This window comes from Domibacillus robiginosus (assembly GCF_000966195.1).
Taxonomy (GTDB): Bacteria; Bacillota; Bacilli; order Bacillales; family Domibacillaceae; genus Domibacillus; species Domibacillus robiginosus.
The window spans coordinates 1-14,311 of sequence record NZ_LAHL01000038.1 but is presented as its reverse complement, the minus strand read 5'-3'; the positions used below and the strand labels follow the sequence as shown (position 1 = coordinate 14,311).

General features: G+C 44.5%; 12 protein-coding genes, 8 tRNA genes and 1 rRNA gene. 2 read left to right on the top strand and 19 right to left on the bottom strand.

Going from position 1 to position 14,311, the window contains the following annotated elements:
- Positions 1 to 40: 40 nt before the first annotated feature.
- Positions 41 to 382, bottom strand: coding sequence for a zinc ribbon domain-containing protein YjdM (locus VP97_RS16610; protein ID WP_050183187.1), 342 nt, complete (start codon positions 380 to 382; stop codon positions 41 to 43).
- A 191-nt stretch (positions 383 to 573) separates the two neighbouring features.
- On the opposite strand from VP97_RS16610, the gene VP97_RS16605 reads away from it, so the two are divergent.
- On the top strand, positions 574 to 1,335 hold the full coding sequence (locus VP97_RS16605; RefSeq protein WP_050183184.1) for a MerR family transcriptional regulator: 762 nt from the start codon (positions 574 to 576) through the stop codon (positions 1,333 to 1,335).
- A 369-nt stretch (positions 1,336 to 1,704) separates the two neighbouring features.
- Here VP97_RS16605 and VP97_RS16600 read toward each other — a convergent pair whose 3' ends face one another.
- From VP97_RS16600 to sigW, 9 genes are all read right to left on the bottom strand, one after another.
- Positions 1,705 to 2,568 (bottom strand): PPK2 family polyphosphate kinase, encoded by an 864-nt coding sequence (locus VP97_RS16600; RefSeq protein WP_050183180.1) that lies wholly within the window; start codon positions 2,566 to 2,568, stop codon positions 1,705 to 1,707.
- 300 nt (positions 2,569 to 2,868) lie between these two features.
- Entirely contained in the window at positions 2,869 to 4,470 is a 1,602-nt protein-coding gene (locus VP97_RS16590) for an amidohydrolase (protein ID WP_050183174.1), read from the bottom strand.
- 238 nt (positions 4,471 to 4,708) lie between these two features.
- The gene (gene glmS / locus VP97_RS16585) at positions 4,709 to 6,511 is read right to left on the bottom strand and encodes a glutamine--fructose-6-phosphate transaminase (isomerizing) (RefSeq protein ID WP_050183171.1); all 1,803 of its coding nucleotides are present in this window, start codon (positions 6,509 to 6,511) and stop codon (positions 4,709 to 4,711) included.
- A 339-nt stretch (positions 6,512 to 6,850) separates the two neighbouring features.
- Positions 6,851 to 8,053 carry an MFS transporter gene (locus tag VP97_RS16575; protein ID WP_245629916.1) on the bottom strand — a complete coding sequence of 401 codons (1,203 nt, stop codon included), beginning with the start codon at positions 8,051 to 8,053 and terminating at the stop codon, positions 6,851 to 6,853.
- A 180-nt stretch (positions 8,054 to 8,233) separates the two neighbouring features.
- The gene (gene glmM / locus VP97_RS16570) at positions 8,234 to 9,583 is read right to left on the bottom strand and encodes a phosphoglucosamine mutase (protein ID WP_050183165.1); all 1,350 of its coding nucleotides are present in this window, start codon (positions 9,581 to 9,583) and stop codon (positions 8,234 to 8,236) included.
- A 32-nt stretch (positions 9,584 to 9,615) separates the two neighbouring features.
- Positions 9,616 to 10,581 (bottom strand): CdaR family protein, encoded by a 966-nt coding sequence (locus tag VP97_RS16565; protein ID WP_050183163.1) that lies wholly within the window; start codon positions 10,579 to 10,581, stop codon positions 9,616 to 9,618.
- Complete coding sequence (cdaA, locus tag VP97_RS16560; protein WP_050183160.1) at positions 10,574 to 11,413, bottom strand: diadenylate cyclase CdaA; 840 nt, start codon at positions 11,411 to 11,413, stop codon at positions 10,574 to 10,576. The genes VP97_RS16565 and cdaA overlap by 8 nt, the downstream gene beginning before the upstream one ends.
- Positions 11,414 to 11,523: 110 nt before the next feature.
- Positions 11,524 to 12,120: a zf-HC2 domain-containing protein gene (locus VP97_RS16555; RefSeq protein WP_050183157.1), complete on the bottom strand. Its 597-nt coding sequence runs from the start codon at positions 12,118 to 12,120 to the stop codon at positions 11,524 to 11,526.
- An 18-nt stretch (positions 12,121 to 12,138) separates the two neighbouring features.
- Positions 12,139 to 12,702 (bottom strand): RNA polymerase sigma factor SigW, encoded by a 564-nt coding sequence (gene sigW / locus VP97_RS16550; protein ID WP_050183154.1) that lies wholly within the window; start codon positions 12,700 to 12,702, stop codon positions 12,139 to 12,141.
- 154 nt (positions 12,703 to 12,856) lie between these two features.
- On the opposite strand from sigW, the gene VP97_RS23395 reads away from it, so the two are divergent.
- On the top strand, positions 12,857 to 13,006 hold the full coding sequence (locus VP97_RS23395) for an aspartyl-phosphate phosphatase Spo0E family protein (protein ID WP_245629915.1): 150 nt from the start codon (positions 12,857 to 12,859) through the stop codon (positions 13,004 to 13,006).
- A 128-nt stretch (positions 13,007 to 13,134) separates the two neighbouring features.
- Here the strand turns inward: VP97_RS23395 and VP97_RS16545 are convergent.
- From VP97_RS16545 to rrf, 9 genes are all read right to left on the bottom strand, one after another.
- A tRNA-Lys gene (locus VP97_RS16545) sits at positions 13,135 to 13,207 on the bottom strand.
- A gap of 5 nt (positions 13,208 to 13,212) precedes the next feature.
- A tRNA-Gln gene (locus tag VP97_RS16540) sits at positions 13,213 to 13,287 on the bottom strand.
- 73 nt (positions 13,288 to 13,360) lie between these two features.
- Positions 13,361 to 13,444 (bottom strand) — tRNA-Tyr (locus tag VP97_RS16535).
- Between the two features lie 19 nt (positions 13,445 to 13,463).
- Positions 13,464 to 13,539, bottom strand: a tRNA-Thr gene (locus VP97_RS16530).
- A 5-nt stretch (positions 13,540 to 13,544) separates the two neighbouring features.
- Positions 13,545 to 13,620 (bottom strand) — tRNA-Val (locus VP97_RS16525).
- 3 nt (positions 13,621 to 13,623) lie between these two features.
- Positions 13,624 to 13,698, bottom strand: a tRNA-Glu gene (locus tag VP97_RS16520).
- Between the two features lie 36 nt (positions 13,699 to 13,734).
- Positions 13,735 to 13,807, bottom strand: a tRNA-Thr gene (locus VP97_RS16515).
- A gap of 7 nt (positions 13,808 to 13,814) precedes the next feature.
- Positions 13,815 to 13,889, bottom strand: a tRNA-Asn gene (locus tag VP97_RS16510).
- Positions 13,890 to 13,908: 19 nt separating this feature from the next.
- Positions 13,909 to 14,024, bottom strand: a 5S ribosomal RNA gene (rrf, locus tag VP97_RS16505).
- Positions 14,025 to 14,311 lie beyond the last annotated feature (287 nt).

Genomic DNA, 14,311 nt, shown 5'->3' with positions numbered 1-14,311 from the left:
GAATTCATTTTAAAAAACACGTCAAAATGAATTCTTCTTGCTAAATCTTTTTTACAAATTCCGATTTCAGCTTCATTGCGCCAAACCCATCAATTTTACAGTCAATGTCGTGATCGCCATCAATAAGACGAATACCTTTTACTTTTGTACCAATCTTAATGACCGATGAAGTGCCTTTTACTTTTAAATCTTTAATGACCGAAACGGAATCACCATCTTTTAAGAGGTTTCCATTTGCATCCTTCGCTATCTTTTCATCCTCGCTGCTCTCAGCTGCTGTACCCGGTGCCCATTCGTGCGCGCATTCCGGGCAGATCAGTACATTTCCGTCTTCATATGTATACGCCGATCCACATTCCGGGCAATTTGGCAATTCTGTCATGTTTTTTCCTCCTGCTCCTGCTGTTTCTTCCAAGTATACAATGAATGCAGAAGAAAAGGCAGGTGACTCAAAAGCAAAAAAAAGTCTTTTTGTTAAAAATTATCAATTAAAAAGAGGAAATGAAATTTATTTTCCGCTTGACCTTTACGTAGCGTCAACGTTTAAGATGAAACTATCAGGAGGAACCGCCTATGGAATATACGATCAACAAACTGGCACAACTATCCGGTGTAACGACTCGTACACTTCGCTACTACGACCAGATTGGGCTTTTAAAGCCAGCTCGCCTTAGCTCATCCGGCTATCGTATTTATGGCCAGCAAGAGGTCGATCTGCTTCAGCACATCTTATTTTACCGCGAACTCGACATCAGCCTGGACGAGATTAATGCTATTTTGCAGGAGCCTGATTTTGATGAAATAGCTGCGCTGAAAAGTCATTATCAAAAACTGATACAAAAGAGAGCCCGTCTTGAAAAAATGATGGCGACGGTTGAAAAAACAATCGCCAGCAAAAAAGGAGAAATTAGGATGCAGGACAACGAAAAGTTTAAGGGATTAAAAGAAAAGTTGATTGAGGAAAACGAACAGAAGTACGGAGATGAAATTCGCGTTAAATATGGTGATCAAACGGTCGATGCAAGCAATGCAAAGCTCATGGGAATGACCAAAAGCGATTTTGATGCGATGAATCAGCTTGGGGAAGAGATTTTCTTATTGCTTGAAAAAGCGCATGCTACCGGTGATCCTTCCGGAAAAGAGGCACAGGAGCTGGCTGCTAAGCACAAGGAGTGGCTCACTTATTCATGGCCGACCTATTCGAAAGAAGCCCATGCGGGACTCGCTGAGATGTATGTAGCCGACGAGCGATTTACAGCTTATTATGACCAGCGCATAACAGGCGGCACCCAATTTTTACGGGATGCGATTTTGATTTATACGGGAATGAAATAAGAGAAAAGCCACATAGTGTGTGGCTTCAGACTGTAAAACAAATAATTGATAACCGTCACATGAATGAGATAGAGCGGCGGCGACAAGGTTGTATAGAACGAATAAGGTCGTATTTTTTTTTAAAAAGAGGAAATGTATATCCAATCCCGGGTTGATTGATCTTCAACACCACTTAATGAAGCCGGCCGGACGAAGACTCCTGCAGGAAGTACAGTGAGTCGGCAGATTACGCAGGCGTAAGCCGAGGAAGCTGCCGCACTGCCCGCGGAACGCGAAGTCCGGCAGGCTTCGCTTATCGGCTCTTTTTTTGAAAGAGAAAGACTTTGTCTACATACTAAAGCCACACATTTGTGTGGCTTTTGTATGGCTTCATTCGCTTTCCAGCTTTGCAATGTATTCATCGAGTTTTTTCCGATTCTCATCTGAAATAACTGGAAACTGCGGGTTGATTTTCTCAAGCAGCTCAATCATGACTTCTGTAATAATGTAGCGTGAGTACCATTCATCGTCTGCCGGTAAAACATACCACGGCGCATGTTTAGTAGATGTGTGACGAAGCATATCCGTAAAAATCTCCTGATAGCTGTCCCAATGCTCACGCTCTTTCACGTCATTAAATGAAAATTCCCAGTTTTTCTTCGGGTCTTTCATCCGCTCTAAAAGCCGCTTTCTCTGTTCTTCTTTTGATACATGGAAGAAAAACTTCACCACATAAAATCCGTTTTCTACCATATAGCGCTCAAAATCATTGATTTGCCGGAATCGTACCCCCCAAATATCCTCTTCCCTCTCCAAATGGTCCGGCATTGTTTCCTCTCCCAGCAGGTCATGAACTCTTGTAGCGATAACCTCTTCATAGTGAGAGCGGTTTAAAATACCGATCTGGCCCCTTGCTGGAAGTCCTTCATGAATCCGCCAGAGGTAATCATGACTTTTTTCTGTTTCAGAAGGCTTGCCAAGTGTTGTCGTTTTTAAGCCTTGGGCATTTAAATTTGAAAAAATATAGCTGATGGCTTCATCTTTTCCGGCTGCATCCATCGCCTGCAGCACAACCAGAATTCCTTTTTTCTCCTCTGCATGCAGTTTCCAGTGAAGCTCCTTGAGCCGGCTGACACGCTCAGGAATTTTATTATCCAGCAGCTCCCGTTCCTCAATACCATCTTTTTCTGATGTAGCATAGCTTTGCAGATCCAATTCTTGATTTGCCTGCACCAAATATTTTTTCGTATTCATGCCAGCCTCCTATTTTTACTCTTCCAAAACTCTACGTCTTTTCTTATACATTCGTTGATTACTTTTACCTTCTTCCTTACCCGCCTGTCCCTATATAAAAACGGGAAACAGCATATTGAAAAGCAGGCTCCGTTATTCCGGGCCTGCTAATATCTTTGTATTAAAAAATGAAAAAATGAAAAAAGGAGGCTTTATTATACTCGAAGGATTTACATCACTTATAGAATGGGCAGCGTCCGCAACAGATAAAGCGGGGCAGCCTGTATACATCGATGGACCCTTGCGTTTTGGCCCCAAAGATCACAAAGTCTTTTTCTTCTCAGACCTTCTATCATAAGCGACTTTTCCTGCCACTACCGTTTTGATCGCTTTTGCTGCCAGCATCTCTTCTGACGTCCCAGCGAATAAATCACGGTCAAATATGGAAAAGTCCGCCACATAACCGACCTTTATAAGTCCTCGTTCATGCTCCTTACCAATCGCCTGCGCGCTGCCAAGTGTATACATCCGAATAGCTTCAAAACGAGACAGCTTTTGTTCAGGACGATAACCCTCATGTGTCTCACCTGGCTTTTTTCGTTCAACCGCTGCATAAATGGAAGCGAGAGGACTGATATTTTCCACCGGCGCATCTGTTCCAGCCGCACACATAATTCCACGGTCTAGTAAGGTTTTCCACGGGTAGGCGTAATCGAGCCGCTCCTTGCCAAGGCGGTCCATCACCCACGGAAAATCTGATGGAACAAAAGCCGGCTGCACATCCACCACGACGGGCAGGGCCGCCATTCTTTCTATTAAATCTTCACGCAGCACACATCCATGAATAAGCCGATCTCTTTTTTCCATTGGTGCAGGATATTTTTCAAGAAAATGAAGAACCTGCTCTGCCGCCTCATCACCGATAATGTGTACCGCAACCGCTTCATTATATTGGCGTGCGAGCTGAATCAGTTGCTCCAATTGTTCATCTGTATGAATCAAGAGTCCTTTACTGTCCGGCTGGTCTGCATAAGGTACTGACAGAGCCGCGGTCGAACCACCCAGTGCCCCATCCGCAAAAATTTTCATGGCACCCGGCTCGATAAATGGCTCGTCAAATGCTGTTTTCGCTTCCATCATTTCTTTGAATACGGCATGGTGACGAAGCAGGTTCACTCTGAAATGATGCTTTTCCCCAATGACACGCTGAAATGCCGTCAGTGGATTGGTAAATTCTCCGAAATAGTGCATGTCTTCTGTATGGCCGCCTGTTAACCCGTACGACAGCATTTGATCGACCGCCTGGTTCAGCACATCTGTTAAATAATCGAGGTAGGCGTCTCCTTTTCTCGGAATCGCCGCGGCAACTGGATCGATGGCTTTGTCATAGAGAAGTCCTGTTAATCGGCCCTCCTTGTCTCTCCCAATTTCGCCGCCAGCCGGGGATTCACTTTCCTCTTTTATGCTGCCGGCTAAAAGAGCGTTCCTGTTGCCGAGAGCCACATGGTGGCATACTCTCGTAAGCAAAATCGGTTCTGTGCGGATTGCATCCAGTTCCTCCATCGTTGGAATTCGCGGGTCGGAAAACGTGTTTTCATCCCAGCCTTCCCCAAACAGCCACTTTTCAGCAGGTGTTGACTTCGCCGCTTCCTCAACCATTTCCAGCATCTCCTCTGCCGAAGAAGCCGCCGACAAATCAAGCCGCACGAACGTTTCTCCTTGAAAGATCATGTGAAGATGACTATCCACAAAGCCCGGGTACATGACCGCTCCCTGCAAATTAACTCCTTCTTCCGCTTTCTCACTCAGCTCATCCACCGGGCCTGTGGCGAGAATATATCCATCCTCCACTAAAACTGCTTCAACTGTCTCACTCTCTCGTTCCATCGTATAGATTGTTCCGCCGTGCCAGAGTTGCTTCATAAAAAAGATCCTTTCTTTCCCATTTTTATAAGATTCTATTGATATTTATTTATAAACCGTAAGAATGCAGGCATCTTCGTTTTCATTCGCCTTTCACAAAAAGCTTTATTATTCAGGATGGTGTCCTTCATAGCTGCTTCCTAAAGAAGAATTTTCTCGTTAAAAACTTAAATGTTAATTTATCCAATTTGTTTATAGTATAACAAAAAAACCGCCCAATCCTGGGCGGCTTTCCAACTTATTCAACTGTTACTGACTTTGCAAGGTTACGTGGCTTATCTACATCACAGCCGCGGTGAAGGGCTGCATAGTAAGCAATCAGCTGGAATGGTACAACAGCTGCAAGCGGTGCAAGCATTTCATGAACGGCTGGCAGAACGAAACGATCGCCTTCCTGCTCAAGACCTTTCAAGGAAATAATGCATGTGTTGGCACCACGTGCGGCAACTTCCTTCACATTGCTTCGGATATTCAAGTTTACACCTGACTGTGTCGCAAGTGCGATCACCGGTGTGCCTTCTTCGATCAAAGCAATCGTACCGTGCTTCAATTCACCACCGGCAAATCCTTCTGCCTGAATGTAAGAAATTTCTTTTAGCTTCAAGGCACCCTCTAAGCCGACATAGTAGTCAACAGAACGGCCGATAAAGAAGCAGTTGCGTGTTGTTGATAGGTAATCTTTGGCGATTTGTTCGAATTCTTCTTTTGCATCACAAAGCACTTCCATCGCGTTTGCGACGATGCCAAGCTCATGCACAAGGTCAAAGCCAATATCAATGCCCGCTTTTTTCGCCGCTGCGTCTGCCAGAATAGACAGTACCGCGATTTGCGCTGTATAAGCTTTTGTAGACGCCACAGCAATTTCTGGACCTGCATGAAGCAGCAACGTGTAATCCGCTTCACGTGACAGCGTAGAGCCCGGTACATTCGTGATTGTCAAAGCTTTAAAACCAAGTTCTTTTACTTTTACCAATACGGCACGACTGTCCGCCGTTTCCCCGCTTTGGGAAATAAAGATAAAGAGCGGCTTTTTCGAAAGAAGCGGCATGTTGTAGACGAATTCGCTCGCTACGTGCACTTCTACCGGAATATTCGCCATTTGCTCCAGGTACTGCTTGCCAACAAGACCCGCATGGTAGCTTGTGCCGCATGCAACAATGTATAGGCGGTCTGCTTCATTCACTGCGTTTACAATATCCTCATCTACATGAAGCTCGCCCTGCTCGTTTTGATACGCCTGTGTGATTTTACGGATAACGAACGGCTGCTCATCAGTTTCTTTTAGCATGTAATGCGGGTATGTGCCTTTTTCGATATCACCCGCGTCGATTTCCGCTGTATACGGTGCGCGTTCAACAGCTTCGCCTTGTTCGTTTTTAATCGTTACTGCGTTCTTTGTCACGATCACCATTTCTTTGTCCATCAATTCAACAAACTGATCTGTTACCTGAAGCATCGCCATCGCATCAGATGCGACAACATTAAAGTCTTCTCCAAGGCCGACTAAAAGCGGGCTTTTATTTTTTGCTACATAGATTGTATCTTCATCTTGTTTGTCTAAAAGAGCAAGCGCATAAGAGCCTTTTAACAAACCAAGCGTTTTACGAAAAGCTTCTTCTGTTGAAAGACCATCCTTTGCAAACAAGCCAATCATTTGTACAATAACTTCTGTATCTGTATCACTTTGAAGAGCAACATCTGAAAGATATTCGCTTTTTAGTTGTTCGTCGTTTTCAATAACACCGTTGTGCACAAGTGTGTAACGGCTGTCTTCGTTTTGGTGTGGATGCGCGTTGTAACGGCTTGGAATACCGTGAGTCGCCCAGCGTGTGTGACCGATTCCTACATGCGATTGTACTTCTTCGTTCACAACCGCGCGCAAATCAGCGATACGTCCTTTTTCCTTGAAAATGTGCACACCCTCTGCGTTGCGCACAGCAATACCGGCCGAGTCATAGCCGCGGTATTCAAGCTTCTCAAGCCCCTTCAACAAAATTTCCTTTGTATCTTCACTGCCAATATATCCAACAATTCCGCACATAAATAGATTTCCTCCTGATTAGAGGCGTCGACGAACAAGCGCCGGCTAAGGCGCTTTGCCCGTCGCGCTTCGTTCAATTTTATAGATATGTGGCACATGTCCATTCCCTTTGTGCAAGAGGTTACCCTCCTGTTTTAAGAATGAACGTAACAGCTGTGTACCAGCAGCCGGGAGGTATCCGCCGAAACATCGATAAACCTCCTCCTCGTCAACTGAGCGTATGGTCGTCCCGCTCAGTTCAGGCGCTTTAAGGTAAAACTTGTATACTTCTTCTTTGCTCCCTTCTTTTTTAAAAATAAAAACACGATAATCATACCGTGTTTTTATCCCTTTCGTCAATCAAAAACTGATTTTTCTACGTCCCATAAACAGCAGGACAAAAACAGCTGCCACCGCGCACAGTGTACCGGTAATAATGAATACAGCATCAAGGCTGACCTGCTCTGCTATAACACCGGCCGCAAGAGGTCCGAGAAAAATACCAAGTGCATAAAAAGACTGGAAAAAGCCCATCGCTGACATTTTAAACGCTGGCGGACTGACTAGGACAACTTCACTGAGTAAAAGTGGAAAAACAAAGCCAAGTGCCAGCCCAATGAATATGTGCATACTACTAAGAGATGCAAGTGTATGTGTAAGTGGAACGGCAAACAGGAAAACAGACGTTAAAATAAAACAAATGACCAGAACCGCTTTGTTTCTGCGCGGATCAATGCGGTAAAACACAAGGCTAAGTGAGGCAGCTGCATGCGGAACGAAAAAAGCACATGTCAGCCAAATAAAAGACTGCTCCTCGACTCCAAGCGCAGCTGCATAAAGAGGGCTGAAGCCAAAGATGGTAATAAACAGGACGGCATGCGCAATCATCGATAAAAATGTCAGCCCTTTTAGCTGCGGCAGCCGAATTGTTTCCTTTATATGAAAAGCCATGCTTTTTCGATCTGCCGGCTCCTCTAGTGGCTGCACCTCTTTAATCCTCCAGGCAAAAAAAGCACCTAAAACAGACGCGACGGCTCCGGCCCAAAACGGAAGAGTCCAGCCAAACTGGTGAACAAGCCAGCCGCTGACCGCCATGCTGAAAAACTGGGTCGCCACCGTAACAAACTGCATAATACCCATCGCCCTGGAAGCACGGTAAGCATCAAAATAGTGGGAGTAAAGCACTGTCGCCATCACCCACATCGATGCCGTTACTCCTGCTAACAGACGTGCTATCAAAATCATCGCGAACGAATCGAAGAAAACGAGTATCAAACTGCTGATCAGCGCTACAATAAAGCTACCTACAAATAATTGCTTGCGAATTCTTTGCAGGAAATCTGATAAAATGCCGAGTGGAAAACGAAGCAAAATCTGTGTAATACCGTAAGCACCTAAAATAATACCAATAGCCCAAAAGCGAAAGCCGATTTCCTGAAGATATACGCCAAAGACTGGTGCATAAATGTACGTTGCCAGCCAAAAACAAAATACAGCCGCCAAAAAATACGCATGGTCGGCGCGATGAACAGCCAGCTGTTTCTTTTTTATGTATTCCTCCATTTTATATACTTCCTCCATTCATGTGAACGCTTTCCGACTATTATTGTGCAGATATCGCTTTTTTTCAACCGTTATGATTTGTAATAAAGGGTTCGGTTTATGAAAAGTTGTTTCGCTTACAATAAAAAAAGAAGTTCGGAGTGCCAGTGAGATACCGACACCCGAACTTCCTTTTTATTTTTATACATGAAGACCCATTTCTTCTTCGACGATTTTTGCAATACGGTTTGTATATGAGTGGCACTGCTCTTCTGTAGCAGCTTCTACCATAACGCGCACAAGTGGCTCCGTACCAGATGGACGAACAAGAACCCGCCCATTCCCAGCCATCTCTGCTTCCACGCGTTCAATTTCTGCTTTTACTTTTGCGTTATCCGTTACATGATGCTTATCTGTTACGCGCACATTAACAAGCGTCTGCGGGAATTTTTTCATTTCTGCCGCAAGTTCAGAAAGCGATTTTTTTGTTGCTTTCATAATATTAACCAACTGCAGGCCGCTAAGTAAGCCGTCACCTGTTGTATTGTAATCAAGGAAAATAATATGGCCGGACTGCTCACCGCCAAGATTATAATTATACTTTTTCATTGCTTCTACTACGTAGCGGTCGCCGACTGCTGTTTGCTCGCTTTGAATGCCATGCTCGGCAATACCTTTATAAAAGCCAAGGTTACTCATAACGGTCGAAACAATCGTATCGTTATTTAAGCGTCCCTGTTCTTTCATATAACGTGCGCAAATGAACATAATTTGGTCGCCATCTACAATGGTGCCTTTTTCGTCGACTGCGATTAAGCGGTCACCATCTCCATCAAATGCAAGACCGAGATCAGCTTCTTTTTCTTTTACAAATTTTGCAAGCTTCTCCGGATGAGTTGATCCGACACCTTCATTGATATTTAAGCCATTTGGCGCGGCGCCCATTGTTGAAATGTCTGCTTCAAGGTCAGCGAACAAATGAGCTGCAAGCGAAGATGTTGCCCCATGGGCACAATCAAGCGCCACGTGAATGCCTTCAAAGTCTTCATCAACTGACTGCTTTAAATACTGAATGTACTTTTGGCCGCCTTCAAAATAATCATTCACTGAGCCGAGATCGGCGCCTGATGGACGAGGCAATGTATCCTCCGCTTGATCCAGCAGCGCTTCGATCTCCGCTTCCTGTTCATCAGAAAGCTTAAAACCGTCAGAACCAAAGAACTTGATCCCATTATCCTGTACGGGATTGTGAGAAGCTGAGATCATTACACCGGCCTGCGCATCCATTGCTTTTGTTAAATACGCAACACCTGGTGTGGAGATAACGCCGAGGCGCATAACTTCCGCTCCAATAGAAAGAAGTCCTGCTACAAGTGCTCCTTCAAGCATCGGACCTGAAATACGGGTATCGCGACCGATTAAAACTTTTGGACGCTCCGCATCTTTTGTCAACACATATCCGCCAAACCGGCCCAGCTTAAATGCAAGTTCCGGTGTCAGCTCTGTATTTGCCACACCTCTGACGCCATCTGTACCAAAATACTTACCCATCTATTGTTTTCTCTCCTTTTATCAAAACGGCTTTATGAAGACTTTTCCGTTGATTTTTCTACTGTGACTTTCACTTTTACTTCCTGCGGCGATGAAAAATTAAATTGCTCACCCAAATTCACAGGCACCGTGAGCGTCGTGTCCTTTGTTATGCCGCTTACATCAACCGGAAGTGCAAATTCCTTTAATTCCTCTAGCGCTGATTCTTTCCCATAAATCGTAATTTCTTCTACGTCCGGCTGGAGCGATGAAATTTTCACACCATCACCTGGTGTGCCTTTTGACACGGGGTTGAGCGGCACTTTTTTACTCGGGTTTTTCACTGAAATCGAAACCTGTACCGTTTCAGGCTCTACCTTTACATCCAGCTTATTTAAATTCCCATCAAGCACCTGTACCGCTGCGGTTGCGGTTGTTTCCTCGTTGATTTCATCTTCCCCTGTGAGCGCTGTGCGTACAAAAGCAATTTTATCGATATCCGACTGGGATCCGGTTACTTTTACTTCTCTTGGCGCAACCGTCACATTGTCTACTTGATAGCCTTCTGCCAGAGCAGAATCATTGAATTCAGGTGTGACAGCTTTGGTCGTCGTCACTTTTTCTTCAATATTGACATCAATTGCAGCAGGCTCAATGGACACATCCAGCTTATCCGAAAAGTTTTTATGTGTAATGGCTACCCGATGCTTGCCAAGCTCATAATCTGTTAAATCAAGGTTCAATTCAAAATCACGAAGCCGTTTTGTTGATTCAATAATACTCTTTGGACCGGAAATTTCTACCCGGACCTGCTCCGGTACACCGGATACATATAAATTTTCTGTATCATAATATGTCTTCAGTGGTACGTTCGTCAATACCTCGGTTGTCTCAAGCGCACCATTCCCTGCTTGTTTCACCGCTTGAAAATCACCAAAATTCACTGTCATGTAAAGCAAAAAAGCCAGTAAAAATGCGACAATCCGCACAAACCATTTGCTTTCCACAAAGTTATCCATTGTTTCTGCGCCCCTTCCACGTCCAGCGGTTGGAAGACTCATTTTTATTGATGCCGGTCAACAGCTGATGCTCTAAAATATCCCGAAACTCTTCTTCTGTTAAGTCACGGTACAAGTCACCATTTCGAGTAACAGAAATGGCTCCTGTTTCTTCGGAGACGATGATCGTCAAGCTGTCCGTTACCTCACTAATACCCAGGGCCGCCCTGTGCCGTGTACCCAGTTCTTTTGAAATAAATGGGTTCTCCGATAAAGGCAGGTAACAAGCTGCTGCTGCAATTTGGTCTTTTTGAATAATGACCGCTCCATCGTGAAGTGGTGTATTCGGAATAAATATATTAATGAGCAGCTCCGATGTAATAACAGATTGCATTGGAATCCCCGTTTCAATATAGTCATTCAGCCCGGTTTCTTTTTCAATGGAAATCAGTGCACCAATCCGGCGTTTTCCCATATAGCGGATTGATTTAACGAGCGCATCTATAATCTTGCGTTGTTCTTCATCTTCCTGTATTGCACTGCGGGAGAAAATCCGTCCGCGTCCCAGCTGTTCCAATGCACGTCTTACTTCTGGCTGGAAAATGATAATGACAGCAAGGAAACCCCAGGTAAGCGCCTGCTGCATAATCCAGCTAAGTGTATCCAAACCCGCAAAACCAGCTATCGCGCGTATAATCACAATAACAAAAATACCTTTTAAAAGCTGAACAGCCTTCGTCCCTCTGATTACCATTAGCAGCTTATAAATAACGTACCAGACAAGCAATATATCAATCGTATTGGATAAATAGTCAATAAACGTATAATCTTGAAAATAAGTCATAAACGGCATACTAGATCCTCCAGGTTGGAATTACGGAGCCGTGAAGAAATCACTCTCTTCCTTAACCTTTCCATTATACCATACAAGCGAAAAAGAAGTAGACGATTACCGTCCACTCCCTATTGAAACAATGCTTTTATCTCATACCAAATCCGGCCAAACAGCTCATCAATTTCCTGAATTTCACCAGTTACATTTCCAGCTGATGCCATAAAGCGATCGCCATTAATAACGGTAACATTCCCTTCAACGGAGCCCTCGATTCGAATATCTCCATTTTTCACAACAATATCCTCCTCAATAACCGTTCCTGATGGCACGATCACCGTTTCATTTTCTACTTTCAGTGCATTGTTTTTAGTGAAAGCAAACTGATTGTCTTCCTGTGTAAATAACGAAGCAAAGCCTCCGCTCATTAACAAAAGAAAAAGAGCTGCTGCTGTTAAAAACGGATGATTTCGGAACCAACGCTCAATCCCAACCTTTTTCCCTTCTCGTGGAAGTAGCGCCATTACCCGGGCCGTAAAACCTGCTGGCGCTTCTATATGAGAAGCACTTTGTACAAGTGCGATCGTTTTCTTTAATTCAGCAAAATGCTGTTTACAGTCCTGACATGTTTCAATGTGATATTTTAATTCTTTTTTTTCTTTTTCTTGAATATCCCCATCCAGATACTCATGCATATAATGAACAATCCGTTTCGGACAAGATGTCATCGTTCATCGCACCCTTTCTCACAAATGCCGCAAATGCTTACGCAGTGCTTCACGTCCCCTGTGCACACGTGTTTTTACCGTTCCAAGGGGCAGTTCTAATATATCTGCTATCTCCTGCAGCGGCAGTTCTTCAATATATTTCAACACAACAACGGAACGATACTTTTCCGGCAACAATAAAATTGCTTTATGAATGGATGCCTGTAGCTCAAGACTCTCTACTTCATCTTCCGGAAGTTGATCGCCTGAGGCTAAGTGTGAGTACATGTTTAATCCTTCTGTTCCAGCAATCTCTGCGTCCAGATGATAATCCGGTTTCTTTTTACGGATTTTATCAATACATAGATTGGTCGCAATTCTGTATAGCCATGTTGAAAACTTTTTGTTTTGATTATATGTGTGGATATTCAAAAAAGCTTTCAGGAAGGTTTCCTGTGCGGCATCTTCTGCCTCATGGCGGTCCCAGAGCATGCGAAAACAGATTTGGTATACTTTGTCCTTGTAAAGCTCGACAATTTCTCCAAACGCATTTTGGTCTCCTTTTATTACTTGTTTAATTCGTCTTTGTACAATTAAATCCATTTTGTCTCCCTCCGCCCTCGCGGTATGTGTTTATACGGATGCACGTACATAAAGGTTTCAAAAAGATAAAAAATAAATCTTGAGGTTTATATTATGTTTTTGTGGGTATTTTCTTCTGTATGTATATTTATTTATGAACAGGGGGTATCATCTGTTGCAGCCCATTCAACTCGAAGCAACGATTGAGCAGTATCGTTCCGAAATGATCTCCCAGGCCCTGCTGACATCCTTTAGCGATCAAAAAGTCATCGAAATAAGCCAAAAACTGGATCAACTTTTAAACGAGTGGTCCATCCGTAACTAAAAAAAAGCAACTCCTTCTGGATGTTGCTCCCTTTTATTTCTAATTATAGCAGATTTTTTGTCGAATAACGAAGAATAAACAAAAAAGGCATTTTATGCATAAAGCATAAAATGCCTTTTTAATATGAATGAGCCATGAAGGACTCGAACCTTCGACCCTCTGATTAAAAGTCAGATGCTCTACCGACTGAGCTAATGGCTCAAAAATGGCTGGGCTAGAAGGATTCGAACCTTCGCGTGACGGAGTCAAAGTCCGTTGCCTTACCGCTTGGCTATAGCCCATTGATGTTTCTGTTATGTAGTATACTCAAAAAAGAAGAAAAAGAACATGTTTAGATATGTTCCTTTAGGAAAATGGTGGAGGGGGGCAGATTCGAACTGCCGAACCCGAAGGAGCGGATTTACAGTCCGCCGCGTTTAGCCACTTCGCTACCCCTCCATACTATTTAATTAAGAAGTGGTGCCGGCAAGAGGACTTGAACCCCCAACCTACTGATTACAAGTCAGTTGCTCTACCAGTTGAGCTACACCGGCATAAATGGTGGAGGATGACGGGATCGAACCGCCGACCCTCTGCTTGTAAGGCAGATGCTCTCCCAGCTGAGCTAATCCTCCAAATGGTGACCCCTACGGGATTCGAACCCGTGTTACCGCCGTGAAAGGGCGGTGTCTTAACCGCTTGACCAAGGGGCCTATCTATATATAATATTTAACTGGCTTACAAAAGTAAGCTTCCAACCGGGCTCGAACCGGTGACCTCTTCCTTACCATGGAAGCACTCTACCTGCTGAGCTATGGAAGCAAAGCAATGGCTCCGCAGGCAAGACTCGAACTTGCGACCGATCGGTTAACAGCCGATTGCTCTACCACTGAGCTACTGCGGAATGAATGATATGAAATTTTGCCAGGCGGCGTCCTGCTCTCACAGGGGGAAACCCCCAACTACCATCGGCGCTGAAGAGCTTAACGGCCGTGTTCGGGATGGGAACGGGTGTGACCTCTTCGCTGTAGCCACCTGACTATGAAGTTTGAAAGAAGTGTTCTTTCAAAACTGGATAGAAGCTTGCATTGTATGGGCAAAAACCTTTCGGTTACACGCCATGTGTTGTCCAGCCTCGGGTGCGATCAGCTCGCGTCGCTTCGGCCTGGCTCATGAGGCCAAAAGCGCCTCATGCAGCCATTCCTCCAGCGCGTGTCGCTGATGGACACGCACCCTCGGCATTTCAGTTGATTAAGTCCTCGATCGATTAGTATTCGTCAGCTCCATGCGTCGCCGCACTTCCACCTCGAACCTATCTACCTCGTC

What these genes read in the sequence shown, in the direction of transcription:
- VP97_RS16610 (WP_050183187.1), bottom strand. Translation starts at nt 382, where the DNA reads ATGACAGAATTGCCAAATTGCCCGGAATGTGGATCGGCGTATACATAT.
- VP97_RS16605 (WP_050183184.1), top strand. Translation starts at nt 574, where the DNA reads ATGGAATATACGATCAACAAACTGGCACAACTATCCGGTGTAACGACT.
- VP97_RS16600 (WP_050183180.1), bottom strand. Translation starts at nt 2,568, where the DNA reads ATGAATACGAAAAAATATTTGGTGCAGGCAAATCAAGAATTGGATCTG.
- VP97_RS16590 (WP_050183174.1), bottom strand. Translation starts at nt 4,470, where the DNA reads ATGAAGCAACTCTGGCACGGCGGAACAATCTATACGATGGAACGAGAG.
- glmS (WP_050183171.1), bottom strand. Translation starts at nt 6,511, where the DNA reads ATGTGCGGAATTGTTGGATATATTGGCAGTGAAGATACAAAGGAAATT.
- VP97_RS16575 (WP_245629916.1), bottom strand. Translation starts at nt 8,053, where the DNA reads ATGGAGGAATACATAAAAAAGAAACAGCTGGCTGTTCATCGCGCCGAC.
- glmM (WP_050183165.1), bottom strand. Translation starts at nt 9,583, where the DNA reads ATGGGTAAGTATTTTGGTACAGATGGCGTCAGAGGTGTGGCAAATACA.
- VP97_RS16565 (WP_050183163.1), bottom strand. Translation starts at nt 10,581, where the DNA reads ATGGATAACTTTGTGGAAAGCAAATGGTTTGTGCGGATTGTCGCATTT.
- cdaA (WP_050183160.1), bottom strand. Translation starts at nt 11,413, where the DNA reads ATGCCGTTTATGACTTATTTTCAAGATTATACGTTTATTGACTATTTA.
- VP97_RS16555 (WP_050183157.1), bottom strand. Translation starts at nt 12,120, where the DNA reads ATGACATCTTGTCCGAAACGGATTGTTCATTATATGCATGAGTATCTG.
- sigW (WP_050183154.1), bottom strand. Translation starts at nt 12,702, where the DNA reads ATGGATTTAATTGTACAAAGACGAATTAAACAAGTAATAAAAGGAGAC.